The following is a 13,267-nucleotide window of genomic DNA, read 5'->3' as shown; positions in this document are numbered from 1 at the left end:
TCCGCCGCGTCGGCTAGTCTCGCAGCGTGTCTTTCACCGGCGGGAGCACCGCCACCGAGTGGGTCCCGACCGGGTCGGTGACCGTGCGCGTGCCCGGCAAGGTGAACCTGTATCTCACCGTGGGCGAACTGCGCGACGACGGGTACCACGATCTGACCACGGTGTTCCATGCGGTGTCGCTGTTCGATCAGGTCACCGTCCGCAATGCCGATCTGATGTCGGTCGAGGTGGTCGGTATCGGCGCGGACAAGGTGCCGACGGACCGCCGCAACCTGGCCTGGCAGGCCGCCGAACTGCTGGCCTCCCACGTCGGCCGGGTGCCGGACGTCGCGATCACCATCGAGAAGTCCATTCCGGTGGCCGGCGGGATGGCCGGCGGCAGTGCGGACGCCGCCGGCGTGCTGGTGGCGATGAACTCCCTGTGGGAACTCGGGTTGCCGCGCGCCGACCTGCACATGCTCGCCGCCCGCCTGGGCAGCGACGTGCCGTTCGCGCTGCACGGCGGCACCGCGCTGGGCACCGGGCGCGGTGAGGAACTGACCACCGTGCTGGCCCGCAGCAGCTTCCACTGGGTGCTGGCGCTGCCGACCGGTGGGCTGTCCACCCCGGCGGTGTTCGCCGAGATCGACCGGCTGCGCGCCTGCGGCGACCCGCCGCGGCTGGCCGAGCCCGAGCCGGTGCTCTCGGCGCTGGCCGGTGGAGATCCGGCCGAGCTGGCACCACTGCTGGGCAATGAGCTGCAGCCGGCGGCCGTCAGCCTCGACCCGGGGCTGCGCCGCACGCTGCGCGCGGGTGTCGAGGCCGGTGCCCTGGCGGGTCTGGTGTCGGGGTCGGGTCCGACGTGCGCGTTCCTGTGCTCCTCGGAGGAGGCGGCGCTGGACGTGAGCAGCCGGCTCGCCGGCGCCGGGGTGTGCCGCACGGTTCGGGTGGCCAGCGGTCCGGTGCCCGGCGCCCGGGTCATCCCCGCCACCGACGCGTCCTGACCGGACCGTCCGGACGAACGTGGTTCTGACCGGCGGGTCCGGACCGACCGTCGACCGGGACGGCCCGGCACTGTGACGCCGGACTCATCGGCGCGGATAGTTTGGCAGTTACTTAAGAGGAGTTTAAGATGACTCCCGGTGACTACTCGCTTTCTGCCGTCGACAACGATCGCCCGGAACTCCGGAGCCGGTCCGTCCTGTGCGCGGGTATCGCCGAAACGAGATCAAACCGCGTCCCTTTCGTGCGCGCGTGGCTGTCGCCGCGCAATCGCCGTCGGGCGCAGCATTGATCCCCGGATGTCATCGTTGCTCGGGAAGCCCAGGAGGTCCGCGTGAGCAGGTTCACCGAGAAAATGTTCCACAACGCCCGGACCAGTAACCGGGGGATGGTCACCGGGGAACCGCACGAGCCGGTTCGCCAGACCTGGCTCGAGGTGCACGAGCGTGCCCGGCGCATCGCCGGTGGGCTGGCCGCCGCCGGCATCAACCACGGCGACGTGGTCGGCATGCTGGTCGGAGCGCCGTCGGAGATCGCACCCGCGGCGCAGGCGCTGTGGATGCGCGGTGCCAGTCTGACCATGCTGCACCAGCCCACGCCGCGCACCGACCTGGCCGTGTGGGCCGAGGACACCATGAACGTCATCGGCATGATCGACGCCAAGGCCGTCATCGTCGCCGAGCCGTTCACCGCCGCCGCGCCGGTGTTGGCGGAAAAGGGCGTGCAGGTGCTCACCGTCGCCGACCTGTGGGACTGCGAGCCGATCGACCCGGTCGAGACCGGCGAGGACGACCTGGCGCTGATGCAGTTGACCTCGGGGTCGACGGGGTCGCCCAAGGCCGTGCAGATCACCCACCGCAACATCTACTCCAACGCCGAGGCGATGTTCATCGGCGCCAAGATGGATCCCGACGGCAACGACGTGATGCTCAGCTGGCTGCCGTGCTTCCACGACATGGGCATGGTCGGCTTCCTGACCATCCCGATGTTCTTCGGCGTGGAACTGGTCAAGGTGACGCCGATGGACTTCCTGCGCGACACCCTGCTGTGGGCCAAGCTGATCGACAAGTACAAGGGCACCATGACCGCGGCGCCGAACTTCGCCTACGCGCTGTTCGCCAAGCGGCTGCGCAAGCAGGCCGAGCCGGGTCAGTTCGACCTGTCGTCGCTGCGCTTCGCACTGTCGGGCGCCGAGCCGGTCGACCCGGCCGACGTCGAGGACCTCATCGATGCCGGCAAGCCGTTCGGCCTGCGGCCCGAGGCCCTCATGCCGGCCTACGGCATGGCCGAGACGACGCTGGCCGTGTCGTTCTCCGACCTGGGTGACGGGCTCGTGGTCGACGAGGTCGACGCCGACCTGCTGGCCGCCCTGCGCCAGGCCGTGCCGGCCACCAAGGGCAATACCCGTCGCCTCGCGACGCTGGGGCCCGTGCTGCCCGGTCTGGAGGCCCGCGTGGTCGACGACCAGGGCAACGTGATGGCCGCCCGCGGCGTCGGCGTGATCGAACTGCGCGGTGAATGCGTGACCCCGGGCTATCTGACGATGGGCGGCTTCCTGCCGGCCCAGGACGAGCACGGCTGGTACGACACCGGCGACCTCGGCTACATCACCGAGCGCGGCCACATCGTGGTGTGCGGCCGGGTCAAGGACGTCATCATCATGGCCGGCCGCAACATCTATCCGACCGACATCGAGCGCGCCGCCGGCCGGGTGGAAGGCGTGCGCCCCGGGTGTGCGGTCGCGGTGCGGCTGGACGCGGGGCATTCGCGGGAGACGTTCGCTGTCGCCGTGGAGTCCAACGCCTACCAGGATCCGGCCGAGGTGAACCGGATCGAGCGTCAGGTCGCCCACGAGGTGGTCGCCGAGGTCGACGTACGCCCGCGCAACGTCGTGGTGCTGGGTCCCGGCACCATCCCGAAGACGCCGTCGGGCAAGCTGCGCCGGGCGAACTCCGTCGCCCTGGTGACCTAGTCCACGTCTTCTCCCTCTGCTGTCTGCCGGTCCGGTGACCCAATCCCGCGGGTCGGTGACCTGGGATACCAGCGTGCGACCCCGCCGGCCGATAGTCTGGTGCGAAAGGGTCTGCGGCCGACCGGTCCGCACGACGGGTATCTCCGAGACAGGGGACGGAATGGCAGTGACGGGTAAGGTCGCCGGATTCTGCGTGGCGGGCGCCGCCGTGGCAGCGATCTCGGTGGGTGTGGCGTGGGCCGGAGGCCCGCCGGGCGCCGTTGAGGAGATGTCGGAGGCCGTCGGGTCCGGTTACGTCGGTGACTCGCTGGCGGGCTTCCGGGCCGGCGGAACCACCAACGACGAGGCCAAGCAGGCGGTGATCGCGGCGTGTCAGGCGGCCGGCGGGACGGAATGCAGCGCGGACGAGGTGACGAACGACAATCTGTGCATCGTCAGCATCGGCGACGATGACACCGGCGAGGTGGGCGGAGGCGCCGGGCCGACCGTGGAAGCAGCCCGTGACGACGCCTACCAGCATGCCGTGGACAGCGGGTATCCGTTCCCGGCGAGCGCTCGGATGCTGATCTCGGCCTGCCCGTGATGACGAGCCATAGGCTCGGTAAGGGGAAGTGTGCATGAAGCTACGCGGAAAAGGTGCCCTGTTGATGGCCGGGCTGATGGTCACGACGCTGATGTCGGCACCGTCGGCCGTTGCCCGCCCGACCTGTACCGAGGCCGGCGGCGTCACCCGCTGCGAGACGAACGGCAGCGTGTCGATCAAGGCGGTCCCGCAGACCCGGGCGCCCAATGCGGGAATGGGGATGATCGGCGGCATCGGCGGCATGCGTCGCGGAATGATCTGGGGCTGGTAGCCGCTTTCGATTACAGCGGCAGCGCCCTCGGGGTGCTACTGTCGGCGAAATTGCCTCAAGGAGAAGGGTCGGCATCGATGAGCATCCGTGCGCGGACGTATCTGGTGGGGTGCTTCGCCGCAGGCTTCGTTGCGTTGGCATGCACCGGTCCGGCCTGGGCCGGGGGGCCCGGCGGGGTGATCGAGGAGACCGGTGATATCGCGCAGGCGGTGGGATCGGGATTGATCAACGGCCAATTGGTCGGCTACACCGCCTTCGGGCCCGATGACGACGCGGCCGCCGCGGCGGTCGTCGCGGTTTGTGAGGCCGCCGGCGCCCAGCAGTGCACCAGCGACGAGGTCTCTAACGATCGCCTGTGCATCATGTCGATCGGAGACTCCACCACCGGTGGGGTTGCCGGCGGCGCCGGGCGGACCGAGGACGACGCCTACGCCGACGCGGTCGCGCGTGCGGCGGCGGCGAATACTCCCCTGGGGCCGGAAACGGTCGTGCTGATGTCGGCCTGTCCGTAGAGGTGGTCGAAATGCACAGATACGGGGCAGCACAAGGATTTTCATCGGGGTCGAGGGGCTCCCGGCGCGGCGAGAGGGGCGGCATGACCAAGAGCGGAAAGACGACGGCGGTGCTGTTGGCCGGTCTGATGGTCACCTCGATCATGTCGGCCCCGGTTGCCGTCGCCCGGCCGACCTGCCAGGACAACGGTTCGCTACAGCGCTGCGACACCCGGGGTAGCACCTCGATCAAGGCGGTACCGCAGACCACCGCCGGCTCGCTGAACGCCGGTCCGCCGGGGCGTCGCCGCAGCCGCGGCTAGCCCACTCAGTTTCCGCGGGTGATGTCCAGGGCGTCGAAGGTCTCCGCCAGGGCGGCGGCGAACCGGGCGGCCTGCTGGGCGTCGATGGTCGCCGTGGTCACCCGGATCCCGTGCCGCGGCTGAAACGGGTCGACGGCGAACAGCCGACTGGACTTCACCGCCCAGTGCGCCTCGGCGAGCCGGCTCTCGGTCTCGTCGACGGACTCGGCGTCGGGCAGGTCGATCCACACGTTCAGCCCGTCCGGATCGCCGAACACCGAAATCCCTTGCTCGGCAAGGGAATCAATCATTAGCCGGCCGCGCTCGCGGTAACCGGCGCGCGCGTCGCGCAGGCGGGTCACGGTATCCGGGTCGGTCAGCAGATGGGCCGTCGCCGACTGCAGGAGATGACTGACCCAGTTCTTGCCCTCCCGCAGCCGGTTGCCCAGTACCCCGGCGGTGCGGGTGTCGGTGGCCACCAGCGCCAGTCGTAGATCAGGGCCGAGGAACTTCGCCACCGAGCGGATCAGTGCCCAGCGTTTGGTGGTCGGCGGGGTCACCCGGTGATAGGGCGCCGACGAGACCCCAAAGAGATAGTCGTCCTCGATCACCAGTACTTCCGGATAGTCGGCCAGTACGGCCCGGAGCTCGGCGGCGCGTTCGGCGGTGATGCACGCTCCGGTCGGGTTGTGGGCGCGGGGTGTGATGATGACCGCGCGGGCACCGATATTGGCGATCGCGTGTCGAAGTCCGGGTGCGGTCATGCCCGCCTCGTCGATCGGCACCGCGGCGCGCTGATAGCCGTTGAGCCGGATGGTGCCGATGCTGGCCAGAAAGCACGGATCCTCAACGGCGACGGTGTCGCCGCGGGTGACGAAACTGTCAAGGACGCGCTCCACTGCGTCGACCGCCCCGTGGGTGACCACCACCGTGCCGGACTCGTCGAGGTGTCCCTCGAACATCGCCCGGCTGACGTTCAACAACCGTTCGGTGATCGCCGATGCTCCGTAAAGCGGTGCATCATAAGGCATTTCGATCAACGTCTGACGGAGGTCGGGGAGCAGCGCCGGGTCCGGGTTCCCGCTGGCGAGGTCGACGAGGCTGTCCTCGGGCAGATATTCGGTGTGCACCTCGGGGAGCGCGGTGATAGCGGTGCCGCGCCGACCCTGCGCCTCGGCCAGCCCGGCGGCAATCAGCTGACGGTAGGCCGCCGCGACGGTGTTGCGATTCACCCGCAGATCGATGGCCAGGGTCCGGATCGGCGGCAGCACCGTGCCGGGTGTGAAGTCGCCGCGCAGCACCAGGCCGCGAACGCTCTCGGCGATCTGATTGGCGGTCGAGCCGGTAATCAACGTCACGATTGACAGCTTATCCAGCGACTTCTCAGTTTTGTGGGCTGCGGGTGCCCTGACCGCGACGAACAGATGAATTTTGTCCTATGACAAAAACTTGGTAAATTCCGGGTACACAGTCCGAGAACGCAAGGGGATGTAGAGATGTCTGCCGGGTACCGAATCGCAAGGATCGTGGGCCTGGTGGCCATGGCATCGACCGCCACCGTCGGGGTGGAGGTCGGCGAATCCGCCGGAGCCACTTTCGTCAGTGCACCGGGCGACACCGAGGACTGCGGACAGGCCATCTACTGCGTCGTGGGTGGCACCAACCCCTGGGTGCCGTATGGCCCAAATCCGTTGGTGCCGTGGGGAGTCAACTCCCAGTCATCGGGACCCGGGTTAGCCGGCACCGGCTATGGCCTGGCCTTCTGACCAGACCCACGAGAAAGGAATGCACACTATGGCTGACCGAAAACGCCGCAGGATCTCTGCGCTGAACCGGCGGCGCGCCGAGGTGATCGAGGCACTGGGCCGTCAGGAGTGGCTCGACCGCCCCAGTTACCGCTTCGAGAACGTGCTCAGCTTCGCCTTCAATTCCTTTGGCACGGCGCGTAATCGGGTGACGAACTTCCTCAACGGCGTCTGGCTCGGCCACCCGGTGCACCCTCCGCTGGCCTCGCTGGCCAGCGGGGTGCTCGGCGCCACCCTGGTGCTCGACGGCATCCAGGTGGCACTGGGTGAGCGGCCCGAGGCCCACCACGCGGGCCGGCTGGCCGGGCACACCCTGGGTGTCGGTATTCTGGCGAACCTGGGCTCGGCCGCGACCGGCGTCACCGACTGGCAGCACACCCATGAGCGGGACCGCAGGATCGGCCTGATCCACGGCTTGCTCAACCTCGGCGCTACCGGGCTCTACAGCTGGTCGTGGGTCCAGCGCCGGCGTCACCGGCACGGCCGTGCACAGCTGGCTACCTTTGTCGGATACGGGATTTCGATGTTCAGCGGGTATCTGGGCGGGCACCTGGTGTTCGCCTCCGGCATCGGCACCGACCAGTCCGGCCGCCGGCTGGATACGCGCGAATGGACGCCGGTCATCGAGGACGCAGCGTTGGCCGACGGCAAGCTGCACCGGGTCGTAGTCGACGGCGTCGGCGTGGTGCTGGCCCGCGCCGACCGCAACGTCGCCGCGGTGGGCGAGTTCTGCCCGCACCTGGCCGCCCCGATGGTCGACGGTTGGGTCGACCGCGGGAACATCGTCTGCCCCTGGCACGGTTCGCAATTCGACGCCTGCACCGGCGAGGTCGTGCGCGGTCCGGCCTCGGCTCCGCTGCCCTGCTATCAGGCTCGCACCCGCAACGGCATGGTCGAGGTCCGCGGCGCGGGCCAGCCGGCCATCGCGGGAGATATCAGCCCCGTCGAGATCGTGGAGGTGGCGGGATGAACGCCTACGACGTCCTGACCGACCACCACAAGCTGCTGCACCAGCTCGGCGAGCGAATGCTGGCCGCACCGCCGGGAACCGCCGAGCGGCAGCGTTACATCGACGGCCTGCTCGTCGAGCTCGACATCCACATGCGGATCGAAGACGATCTGTACTACCCGGCGCTGGCCTCTGCCAGCACGCTGATCGCCATCGCGCACGCCGAGCACCGGCAGGTCTACGACCAGCTGGCCGTGGCCCTGCGCACGTCGCCGAGTTCGGTTGACTACCAGGCGGAGTGGGAGAGCTTCATCAATGTGCTGTTGGCCCACGCCGAGGAGGAGGAGCGCGACCTGGTGCCCCCGCCGCCGTCGGTTCGGCTCACCGCCGACGAGCTCGACGAGCTCGGCCGGCAGATGGCGGACCGGATGGAAGCGCTGCGCGGTTCCACCCTGGAAACGGTTCGGGTGCGGGCGAGGGCGATGCTGCTGAAGGCGTTCTGAGGACGCGGCGCCCAGTGTCGGTCAGCTCCAGCCGTGCACGATGTTCTGTGCCGGCTCCAGGCCCTGGGCGATCAGCAGTTCGGTGGCGTCGGCGGCCTGCTCGCAGATGGTGGGCAGCTCGACCCGCTCGGCTGCGGTGAACGGTTCCAGGACATAGGCCGCGGGATCCTTGCGACCGGGCGGACGTCCGATGCCGAGCCGAACCCGGTGGAAGTTCTTGCCGCCCAGCGCCGATACCACCGACCGCAGGCCGTTGTGCCCGCCCTCACCGCCACCGAGCTTCAGCCGGATCCGGCCGAAGTCGATGTCGAGCTCGTCGTGCACCACGATCACCTGCTCCGGTGGCACCGAATAGAACTTGGCCAGCGGCCCGACCTGGCGGCCGGATTCGTTCATGTACACCCGCGGCTTGGCCAGGACCACCGGCCGGCCGGCGATGCGCCCGGTAGCCACCTCGGCACCGGATTTCTTGTGCACCTTGAACCCGTCGCCGATCCGCCCGGCCAGCACGTCGGCCACCATGAACCCGACGTTGTGCCGAGTTTTCGCGTAATTGGGCCCGGGGTTGCCGAGGCCGACGATAAGCAGGGTGTCGGCCACGGCAACTCCGTTCGGGTGGTTCGGGATTACTCGGCGCCGGCCTCGGCGGCCGGCTCGGCGGCAGCTTCGCCCGCCTCGGCGCCCTCGGACTCGCCGGCGCCCTCGGCGTCGAGCTCTTCGGCGGTCGGCGCGGCGACGATGTTGACCACCAGCAGTTCGGGATCGGCGACCAGCGAGACACCGGCGGGCAGCTCGATCTGGCCGGCGGTGATCTGGGTGCCGGCCTCCACGCCCTCCACCGAGACGGTGAGGCTTTCCGGAATGGACAGCGCCTCGGCCTCGATCTCGATGGAGTTGGCGTCCTGGGTGACCAGGGTGCCCGACGCGGCGTCACCCTCGATGATGATGTTGACCTCGACGGTCACCTTCTCGCCGCGGCGGACGACCAGCAGGTCGGCGTGCTGGATGTTGCGCCGGATCGGGTGGATCTCCAGCGCCTTGGTCAGCGCCAGCTGCTCCTTGCCGTCGATGTCGAGGGCAAGCACGGCGTTGGTGCCGGCGTTCCGCAGCACGGCGGCGAAGTCGTGGGCGTTGAGCTCGAGGTGCTGGGGATCGCTGCCGTGGCCGTAGAGCACGGCGGGCACCCGGCCGTTGCGGCGGGCGCGACGCGAGGCGCCCTTGCCGGTCTCGGTGCGCACGGTCGCGGTGAGTTTGTTGCCGGTGCTGGCGTTCTTGGCCATCTGGGTTGCTCCTGATACTCGATACCTGGGGATCCGGGCACGGCCAGAGCAGAGAATTCGCGTGGTGCGAAGGTCCCCGTCGATAACGGTGGATCAACCACCCTCGCCGTGACGCCCGCTCAGGCTATCCCACCGGTGGGTGCGTACGGAAATCCGGACTCAGATCCCGAAGTCGACGCCGGTCAGCTGCTCGGAGAGCTCCCACAGCGCCGCGGCGGTGCGGTCGTTGCGGGCGGCGGGGGAGCGGCCGACGGTGGTCGTGGGCCCGGCGTAGCCGAACCGGGGCCCGACGAAACTGTCCCCGGCCAGGTCCTGAGAGGCCGCGAACAGGGTTTGACGGGCGCCGAAGTCCGGGCTGGTCGCCAGCTTGTTCCCGATGATCATCAGTTTGCCGCTCAGGTTCGGCCCGGTGTGGCTCTGCAGCTCGGTGGCCGAGTATCCCGGATGCGCGGCCAGGGCCCGCAGCGCCAAACCGCCGCGGTCCAGCCGCCGCTGCAGCTCCCGGGTGAACAGCAGGTTCGCCAGTTTGGACTGCCCGTAGGCGCCCCACGCCGAATACGGCCTGGCCTTCCAGTTCGGGTCGTCCAGGTTGATCCGGCCGGTCCAGTGCGCCATCGAGGACACCGTGACCACCCGGTCGGTGATCCTGGGCAGCAACAGCCCGGTCAGCGCGAAATGGCCGAGGTGGTTGGTGCCGAACTGGCTCTCGAATGCGTCGGCGGTCAGCCCGTAAGGCACCGCCATGATGCCGGCGTTGTTGATCAGGATGTCGATCTCGCCGTCCAGGCCGTCGGCGAACGCCCGCACCGACTTCAGGTTCGCCAGATCCAGCTCGCGGACCTCGACGTTGCCGAACATGGTGTCGGCAGCCGCCTCGCCCTTGGCGGTGTTGCGCACCGCCAGTATCGTCCGCGCACCCACCCGGGCCAGCTCCCGGGCGGTGACCTCGCCCAGGCCGCTGTTCGCGCCGGTCACCACGACGGTCCGGCCGGCGAATGACGGCAGCCTGCCCGCGGTCCAGCCCATTACAGAATCTCGTCGACAGCGTCGATGGGCCGCGCCAGCCGGGTGCCCTTGGCGGTCACCACGAACGGCCGCTCGATGAGGATCGGATTGGCGACCATGGCGTCGAGCAGTGCGTCGTCGTCGAGGTCGTCGAGACGCAGCTCGCGGTACAGAGCTTCCTTCCTGCGGACGGCGGTGCGCACGTCGATCCCGGCATCGGCGATCAGTGCGGCCAACTCGGCGCGAGACGGCGGGGCGTTGAGGTACAGCACGATCTCCGGCTCGATCCCATTGTCCCGCAACAGTTCCAGGGTCTTGCGCGACGTCGAGCAGCGCGGGTTGTGGTAGATCCGGGCCATTACGCGGACCCGTCGAACAGGCCGGTCACCGAGCCGTTGTCGAACACCTCGCGGATGGTGCTGGCCAGCAGCGGGGCGATCGACAGCACGGTCAGCGTCGGGAACCGCTTCTCCTCGGTGATCGGCAGGGTGTTGGTGACGATTACCTCACGCGCGCCGCAATCGGCGAGGCGCTGCGCGGCGGGATCGCTCAGCACACCGTGGGTGGCGGCGATGATGACGTCCTTGGCGCCGTCCTCGTGCAGCAGCTTCACCGCCCCGGCGATGGTGCCACCGGTGTCGATCATGTCGTCGGTCAGGATGCAGGTCTTGTCCTTGACGTCGCCGACCACGCGGTTGGACTTCACCTGGTTGGGCACCAGCGGATCGCGGGTCTTGTGGATGAAGGCCAGCGGGACACCGCCCAGGGCGTCGGCCCACTTCTCGGCGACCCGCACCCGGCCGGAATCGGGGGAGACCACGACCAGGTCCTGGTCGGCGTAGTTCTCCGCGATGTGGCCGCACAGCAGCGACTGCCCGCGCATGTGGTCCACCGGGCCGTCGAAGAAGCCCTGGATCTGGTCGGTGTGCAGGTCGACCGTGATGATCCGGTCCGCGCCGGCGGTCTTGAGCAGGTCGGCGACCAGTCGGGCCGAGATCGGCTCGCGGCCGCGGTGCTTCTTGTCCTGGCGGGCGTACGGGTAGAACGGCATGATCGCGGTGATCCGCTTGGCGCTGCCGCGCTTGAGCGCGTCGATCATGATCAGCTGTTCCATCAGCCATTCGTTGAGCGGCGCGGGATGGCTCTGCAGCACGAAGGCGTCGCAGCCGCGCACGGATTCGTGGAACCGGACGAAGATCTCGCCGTTGGCGAAGTCCCGGGCGGTCTGCGGGGTGACCTCGACGCCGAGTTCCTTGGCCACCTGCTCTGCCAACTCGGGGTGAGCCCTGCCGGAGAACAGCATCAGGTTCTTACGATTGTCGGTCCAGTCCTGGCCCACTATGCGCCGTCCTCGCGATCGGGGATCGATACCGGGGCAATCTTACGAACACCGGTTACCTGCGCGTAGCCGGGTTGCCGGAACCCGAACGTCCGGTGACCGGATTCACCCCGCGGCACCCGGCGGTGAGTACCAACTGTTGACCGGTGGCGGGCTTCGATTGGATTATCCAATCGAAGCCCGCCCCTCGTCACCACTTGGTACTGCCGGCGGCCCTCAGCGCGCCTCGCGGGCCTTCTTCGCGGCTTCGGCGGACTTGCTGCCCGGGCGTTTTTCCTCCACCCAGCCTTCGATGGTGCGCTGGGTATTCTCTGAGAACGCCAGCGCGCCCGGGGGCACGTCGTTGCGCAGCACGGTGCCGGCGCCGGTGTAGGCGCCGTCGCCGACCTGCACCGGGGCGATGAACATGGTGTCCGAACCGGTCTTCACATGCGAGCCGATGCGCGAGCGGCTCTTGGTCTCGCCGTCATAGTTGACGAACACACTCGACGCGCCGATGTTGGACTGCTCGCCGATGTCCGCGTCACCCACATAGGTCAGGTGCGGCACCTTCGTCCCGGTGCCGATCGTCGCGTTCTTGACCTCGACGAACGTGCCGATCTTGCCGCTGTCGCCGAGCACGGTGCCGGGCCGCAGATAGGCGAACGGGCCGACTTCGGCACCCGCCCCGATCCAGGAATCGCTGCCGTGGGTGCGCACCACCGTCGCGCCGTCGCCGACGGCCACGTCGCGCAGGGTGCTGTCCGGGCCGATGGTGCAGTGGGTGCCGATGGCCGTCGTGCCCTGCAACTGGGTGCCCGGGTGGATGGTCGTGTCGCGGCCGACGCTGACCTCGACGTCGATCCAGGTAGTGGCCGGGTCGACGACGGTGACCCCGGACCGCTGCAGTGCCGCCACCAGCCGGCGGTTCAGCTCGGCCGTCAGCGCCGACAGCTGCACCCGGTCGTTGACGCCGGCGACCAGCGCCGCGTCCTCGATGTGCAGCGCCCGCACCGAGCCGCCCCCAGCCCGGGCGATCGCGATGACGTCGGTCAGGTACAGCTCGTGCTGGGCGTTGTTCGACGACAGCCGCTCCAGCGCCGAGCGCAGCGCGTCGATGTCAAACGCGTACACCCCGGAGTTGATCTCGGCGATGGCACGCTGCTGCGGGGTGGCGTCGGCCTCTTCCACGATGGCGATGACCTCGCCGTCCTGGGTGCGCAGGATCCGGCCGTAACCGGTCGAGTCTGCGACGGTGGTGGTCAGCACGGTCGCCGCGGCGCCTGCGCTGCGGTGCTGCTCGGTCAGGGCCCGCAGGGTGTCGGCGTCCAGCAGCGGGACGTCACCGGAGGTGACCACCACGGTGCCGTCGAAATCCGCCGGCAGTGCACCGAGCCCGCAGGCCACCGCGTGCCCGGTGCCAAGCTGTTCTTCCTGCACGGCGATCGCGATGTCGCGGCCGAGTTGGGCGGCCAGCTCGGCGACCACCGGGGCGATGCGTTCCCGGTCGTGGCCCAGGATCACGACCAGGTGCTCCGGGTCGGTTCCGGCCGCGGTGTGCACGGCGTGCGCCAGCATGCTGCGTCCGCCCAGGGTGTGCAGCACCTTCGGGGTGTCGGACCGCATCCGGGTGCCGGCACCGGCGGCCAGCACGACTACGGCGTCGCGGTGTGTTGACATGAATCCTCATTCTCGAACCCGGCCCGGCCGGCTCGGGCGAGTCGCTGGGCGGATGCTCCGTCGCCAGGACTCGAACCTGAACTATCTGAACCAAAATCAGAGGTGCTGCCGATTACACCACGACGGA

16 protein-coding genes and 1 tRNA gene are annotated in these 13,267 nt (G+C 69.0%); 9 read left to right on the top strand and 8 right to left on the bottom strand.

The window, feature by feature from the left end; all coding sequences use genetic code 11:
- The first annotated feature begins 26 nt into the window (after positions 1-26).
- From G6N16_RS19560 to G6N16_RS19535, 6 genes are all read left to right on the top strand, one after another.
- Positions 27-983, top strand: a complete 957-nt coding sequence (locus G6N16_RS19560) for a 4-(cytidine 5'-diphospho)-2-C-methyl-D-erythritol kinase (protein ID WP_083029375.1) — start codon at positions 27-29, stop codon at positions 981-983.
- A 332-nt stretch (positions 984-1,315) separates the two neighbouring features.
- Positions 1,316-2,953: a fatty acyl-AMP ligase gene (locus G6N16_RS19555; protein WP_083029374.1), complete on the top strand. Its 1,638-nt coding sequence runs from the start codon at positions 1,316-1,318 to the stop codon at positions 2,951-2,953.
- A gap of 160 nt (positions 2,954-3,113) precedes the next feature.
- The gene (locus G6N16_RS19550) at positions 3,114-3,536 is read left to right on the top strand and encodes a DUF4189 domain-containing protein (RefSeq protein ID WP_083029373.1); all 423 of its coding nucleotides are present in this window, start codon (positions 3,114-3,116) and stop codon (positions 3,534-3,536) included.
- A 34-nt stretch (positions 3,537-3,570) separates the two neighbouring features.
- Positions 3,571-3,807 (top strand): hypothetical protein, encoded by a 237-nt coding sequence (locus tag G6N16_RS19545; RefSeq protein WP_083029372.1) that lies wholly within the window; start codon positions 3,571-3,573, stop codon positions 3,805-3,807.
- Positions 3,808-3,884: 77 nt separating this feature from the next.
- On the top strand, positions 3,885-4,319 hold the full coding sequence (locus tag G6N16_RS19540) for a hypothetical protein (protein ID WP_083029371.1): 435 nt from the start codon (positions 3,885-3,887) through the stop codon (positions 4,317-4,319).
- 83 nt (positions 4,320-4,402) lie between these two features.
- Complete coding sequence (locus G6N16_RS19535) at positions 4,403-4,621, top strand: hypothetical protein (RefSeq protein WP_083029370.1); 219 nt, start codon at positions 4,403-4,405, stop codon at positions 4,619-4,621.
- Between the two features lie 5 nt (positions 4,622-4,626).
- Here G6N16_RS19535 and G6N16_RS19530 read toward each other — a convergent pair whose 3' ends face one another.
- Entirely contained in the window at positions 4,627-5,958 is a 1,332-nt protein-coding gene (locus G6N16_RS19530; protein WP_083029369.1) for an aminotransferase class I/II-fold pyridoxal phosphate-dependent enzyme, read from the bottom strand.
- Positions 5,959-6,135: 177 nt separating this feature from the next.
- Here G6N16_RS19530 and G6N16_RS19525 point away from each other — a divergent pair, with 177 nt between their 5' ends.
- The 3 genes from G6N16_RS19525 to G6N16_RS19515 are packed head-to-tail and all read left to right on the top strand — an operon-like array spanning position 6,136 to position 7,857.
- Positions 6,136-6,366: a hypothetical protein gene (locus G6N16_RS19525; protein WP_133052873.1), complete on the top strand. Its 231-nt coding sequence runs from the start codon at positions 6,136-6,138 to the stop codon at positions 6,364-6,366.
- A 28-nt stretch (positions 6,367-6,394) separates the two neighbouring features.
- A complete protein-coding gene (locus G6N16_RS19520; protein WP_083029367.1) occupies positions 6,395-7,375 on the top strand; it encodes a Rieske (2Fe-2S) protein in 981 nt (326 codons plus the stop codon).
- Positions 7,372-7,857 (top strand): hemerythrin domain-containing protein, encoded by a 486-nt coding sequence (locus tag G6N16_RS19515; protein ID WP_083029366.1) that lies wholly within the window; start codon positions 7,372-7,374, stop codon positions 7,855-7,857. Before G6N16_RS19520 ends, G6N16_RS19515 begins: the two co-directional genes overlap by 4 nt.
- A 21-nt stretch (positions 7,858-7,878) precedes the next feature.
- On the opposite strand, the gene pth is transcribed toward G6N16_RS19515, so the two are convergent.
- From pth to G6N16_RS19480, 7 genes are all read right to left on the bottom strand, one after another.
- Complete coding sequence (gene pth / locus G6N16_RS19510) at positions 7,879-8,457, bottom strand: aminoacyl-tRNA hydrolase (protein WP_083029365.1); 579 nt, start codon at positions 8,455-8,457, stop codon at positions 7,879-7,881.
- A gap of 26 nt (positions 8,458-8,483) precedes the next feature.
- A complete protein-coding gene (locus G6N16_RS19505) occupies positions 8,484-9,137 on the bottom strand; it encodes a 50S ribosomal protein L25/general stress protein Ctc (protein WP_083029364.1) in 654 nt (217 codons plus the stop codon).
- A gap of 159 nt (positions 9,138-9,296) precedes the next feature.
- Positions 9,297-10,163 carry an oxidoreductase gene (locus G6N16_RS19500; RefSeq protein WP_083029363.1) on the bottom strand — a complete coding sequence of 289 codons (867 nt, stop codon included), beginning with the start codon at positions 10,161-10,163 and terminating at the stop codon, positions 9,297-9,299.
- Positions 10,163-10,501 carry an arsenate reductase (glutaredoxin) gene (gene arsC / locus G6N16_RS19495; protein WP_083029362.1) on the bottom strand — a complete coding sequence of 113 codons (339 nt, stop codon included), beginning with the start codon at positions 10,499-10,501 and terminating at the stop codon, positions 10,163-10,165. The genes G6N16_RS19500 and arsC overlap by 1 nt, the downstream gene beginning before the upstream one ends.
- The gene (locus G6N16_RS19490) at positions 10,501-11,481 is read right to left on the bottom strand and encodes a ribose-phosphate diphosphokinase (RefSeq protein WP_083029361.1); all 981 of its coding nucleotides are present in this window, start codon (positions 11,479-11,481) and stop codon (positions 10,501-10,503) included. Before G6N16_RS19490 ends, arsC begins: the two co-directional genes overlap by 1 nt.
- 216 nt (positions 11,482-11,697) lie before the next feature.
- The gene (gene glmU / locus G6N16_RS19485) at positions 11,698-13,140 is read right to left on the bottom strand and encodes a bifunctional UDP-N-acetylglucosamine diphosphorylase/glucosamine-1-phosphate N-acetyltransferase GlmU (RefSeq protein WP_083029360.1); all 1,443 of its coding nucleotides are present in this window, start codon (positions 13,138-13,140) and stop codon (positions 11,698-11,700) included.
- Between the two features lie 55 nt (positions 13,141-13,195).
- Positions 13,196-13,267, bottom strand: a tRNA-Gln gene (locus tag G6N16_RS19480).

The organism is Mycolicibacterium insubricum (assembly GCF_010731615.1).
GTDB lineage: Bacteria > Actinomycetota > Actinomycetes > Mycobacteriales > Mycobacteriaceae > Mycobacterium > Mycobacterium insubricum.
This window is presented reverse-complemented; position numbering and strand designations above follow the sequence as displayed.

Bases quoted from the DNA above. Each gene is read 5' to 3' on its own strand.
- G6N16_RS19550 (WP_083029373.1), top strand. From the start codon at position 3,114: ATGGCAGTGACGGGTAAGGTCGCCGGATTCTGCGTGGCGGGCGCCGCC.
- G6N16_RS19545 (WP_083029372.1), top strand. From the start codon at position 3,571: ATGAAGCTACGCGGAAAAGGTGCCCTGTTGATGGCCGGGCTGATGGTC.
- G6N16_RS19540 (WP_083029371.1), top strand. From the start codon at position 3,885: ATGAGCATCCGTGCGCGGACGTATCTGGTGGGGTGCTTCGCCGCAGGC.
- G6N16_RS19535 (WP_083029370.1), top strand. From the start codon at position 4,403: ATGACCAAGAGCGGAAAGACGACGGCGGTGCTGTTGGCCGGTCTGATG.
- G6N16_RS19520 (WP_083029367.1), top strand. From the start codon at position 6,395: ATGGCTGACCGAAAACGCCGCAGGATCTCTGCGCTGAACCGGCGGCGC.
- G6N16_RS19515 (WP_083029366.1), top strand. From the start codon at position 7,372: ATGAACGCCTACGACGTCCTGACCGACCACCACAAGCTGCTGCACCAG.
- G6N16_RS19505 (WP_083029364.1), bottom strand. From the start codon at position 9,137: ATGGCCAAGAACGCCAGCACCGGCAACAAACTCACCGCGACCGTGCGC.
- G6N16_RS19500 (WP_083029363.1), bottom strand. From the start codon at position 10,163: ATGGGCTGGACCGCGGGCAGGCTGCCGTCATTCGCCGGCCGGACCGTC.
- arsC (WP_083029362.1), bottom strand. From the start codon at position 10,501: ATGGCCCGGATCTACCACAACCCGCGCTGCTCGACGTCGCGCAAGACC.
- glmU (WP_083029360.1), bottom strand. From the start codon at position 13,140: ATGTCAACACACCGCGACGCCGTAGTCGTGCTGGCCGCCGGTGCCGGC.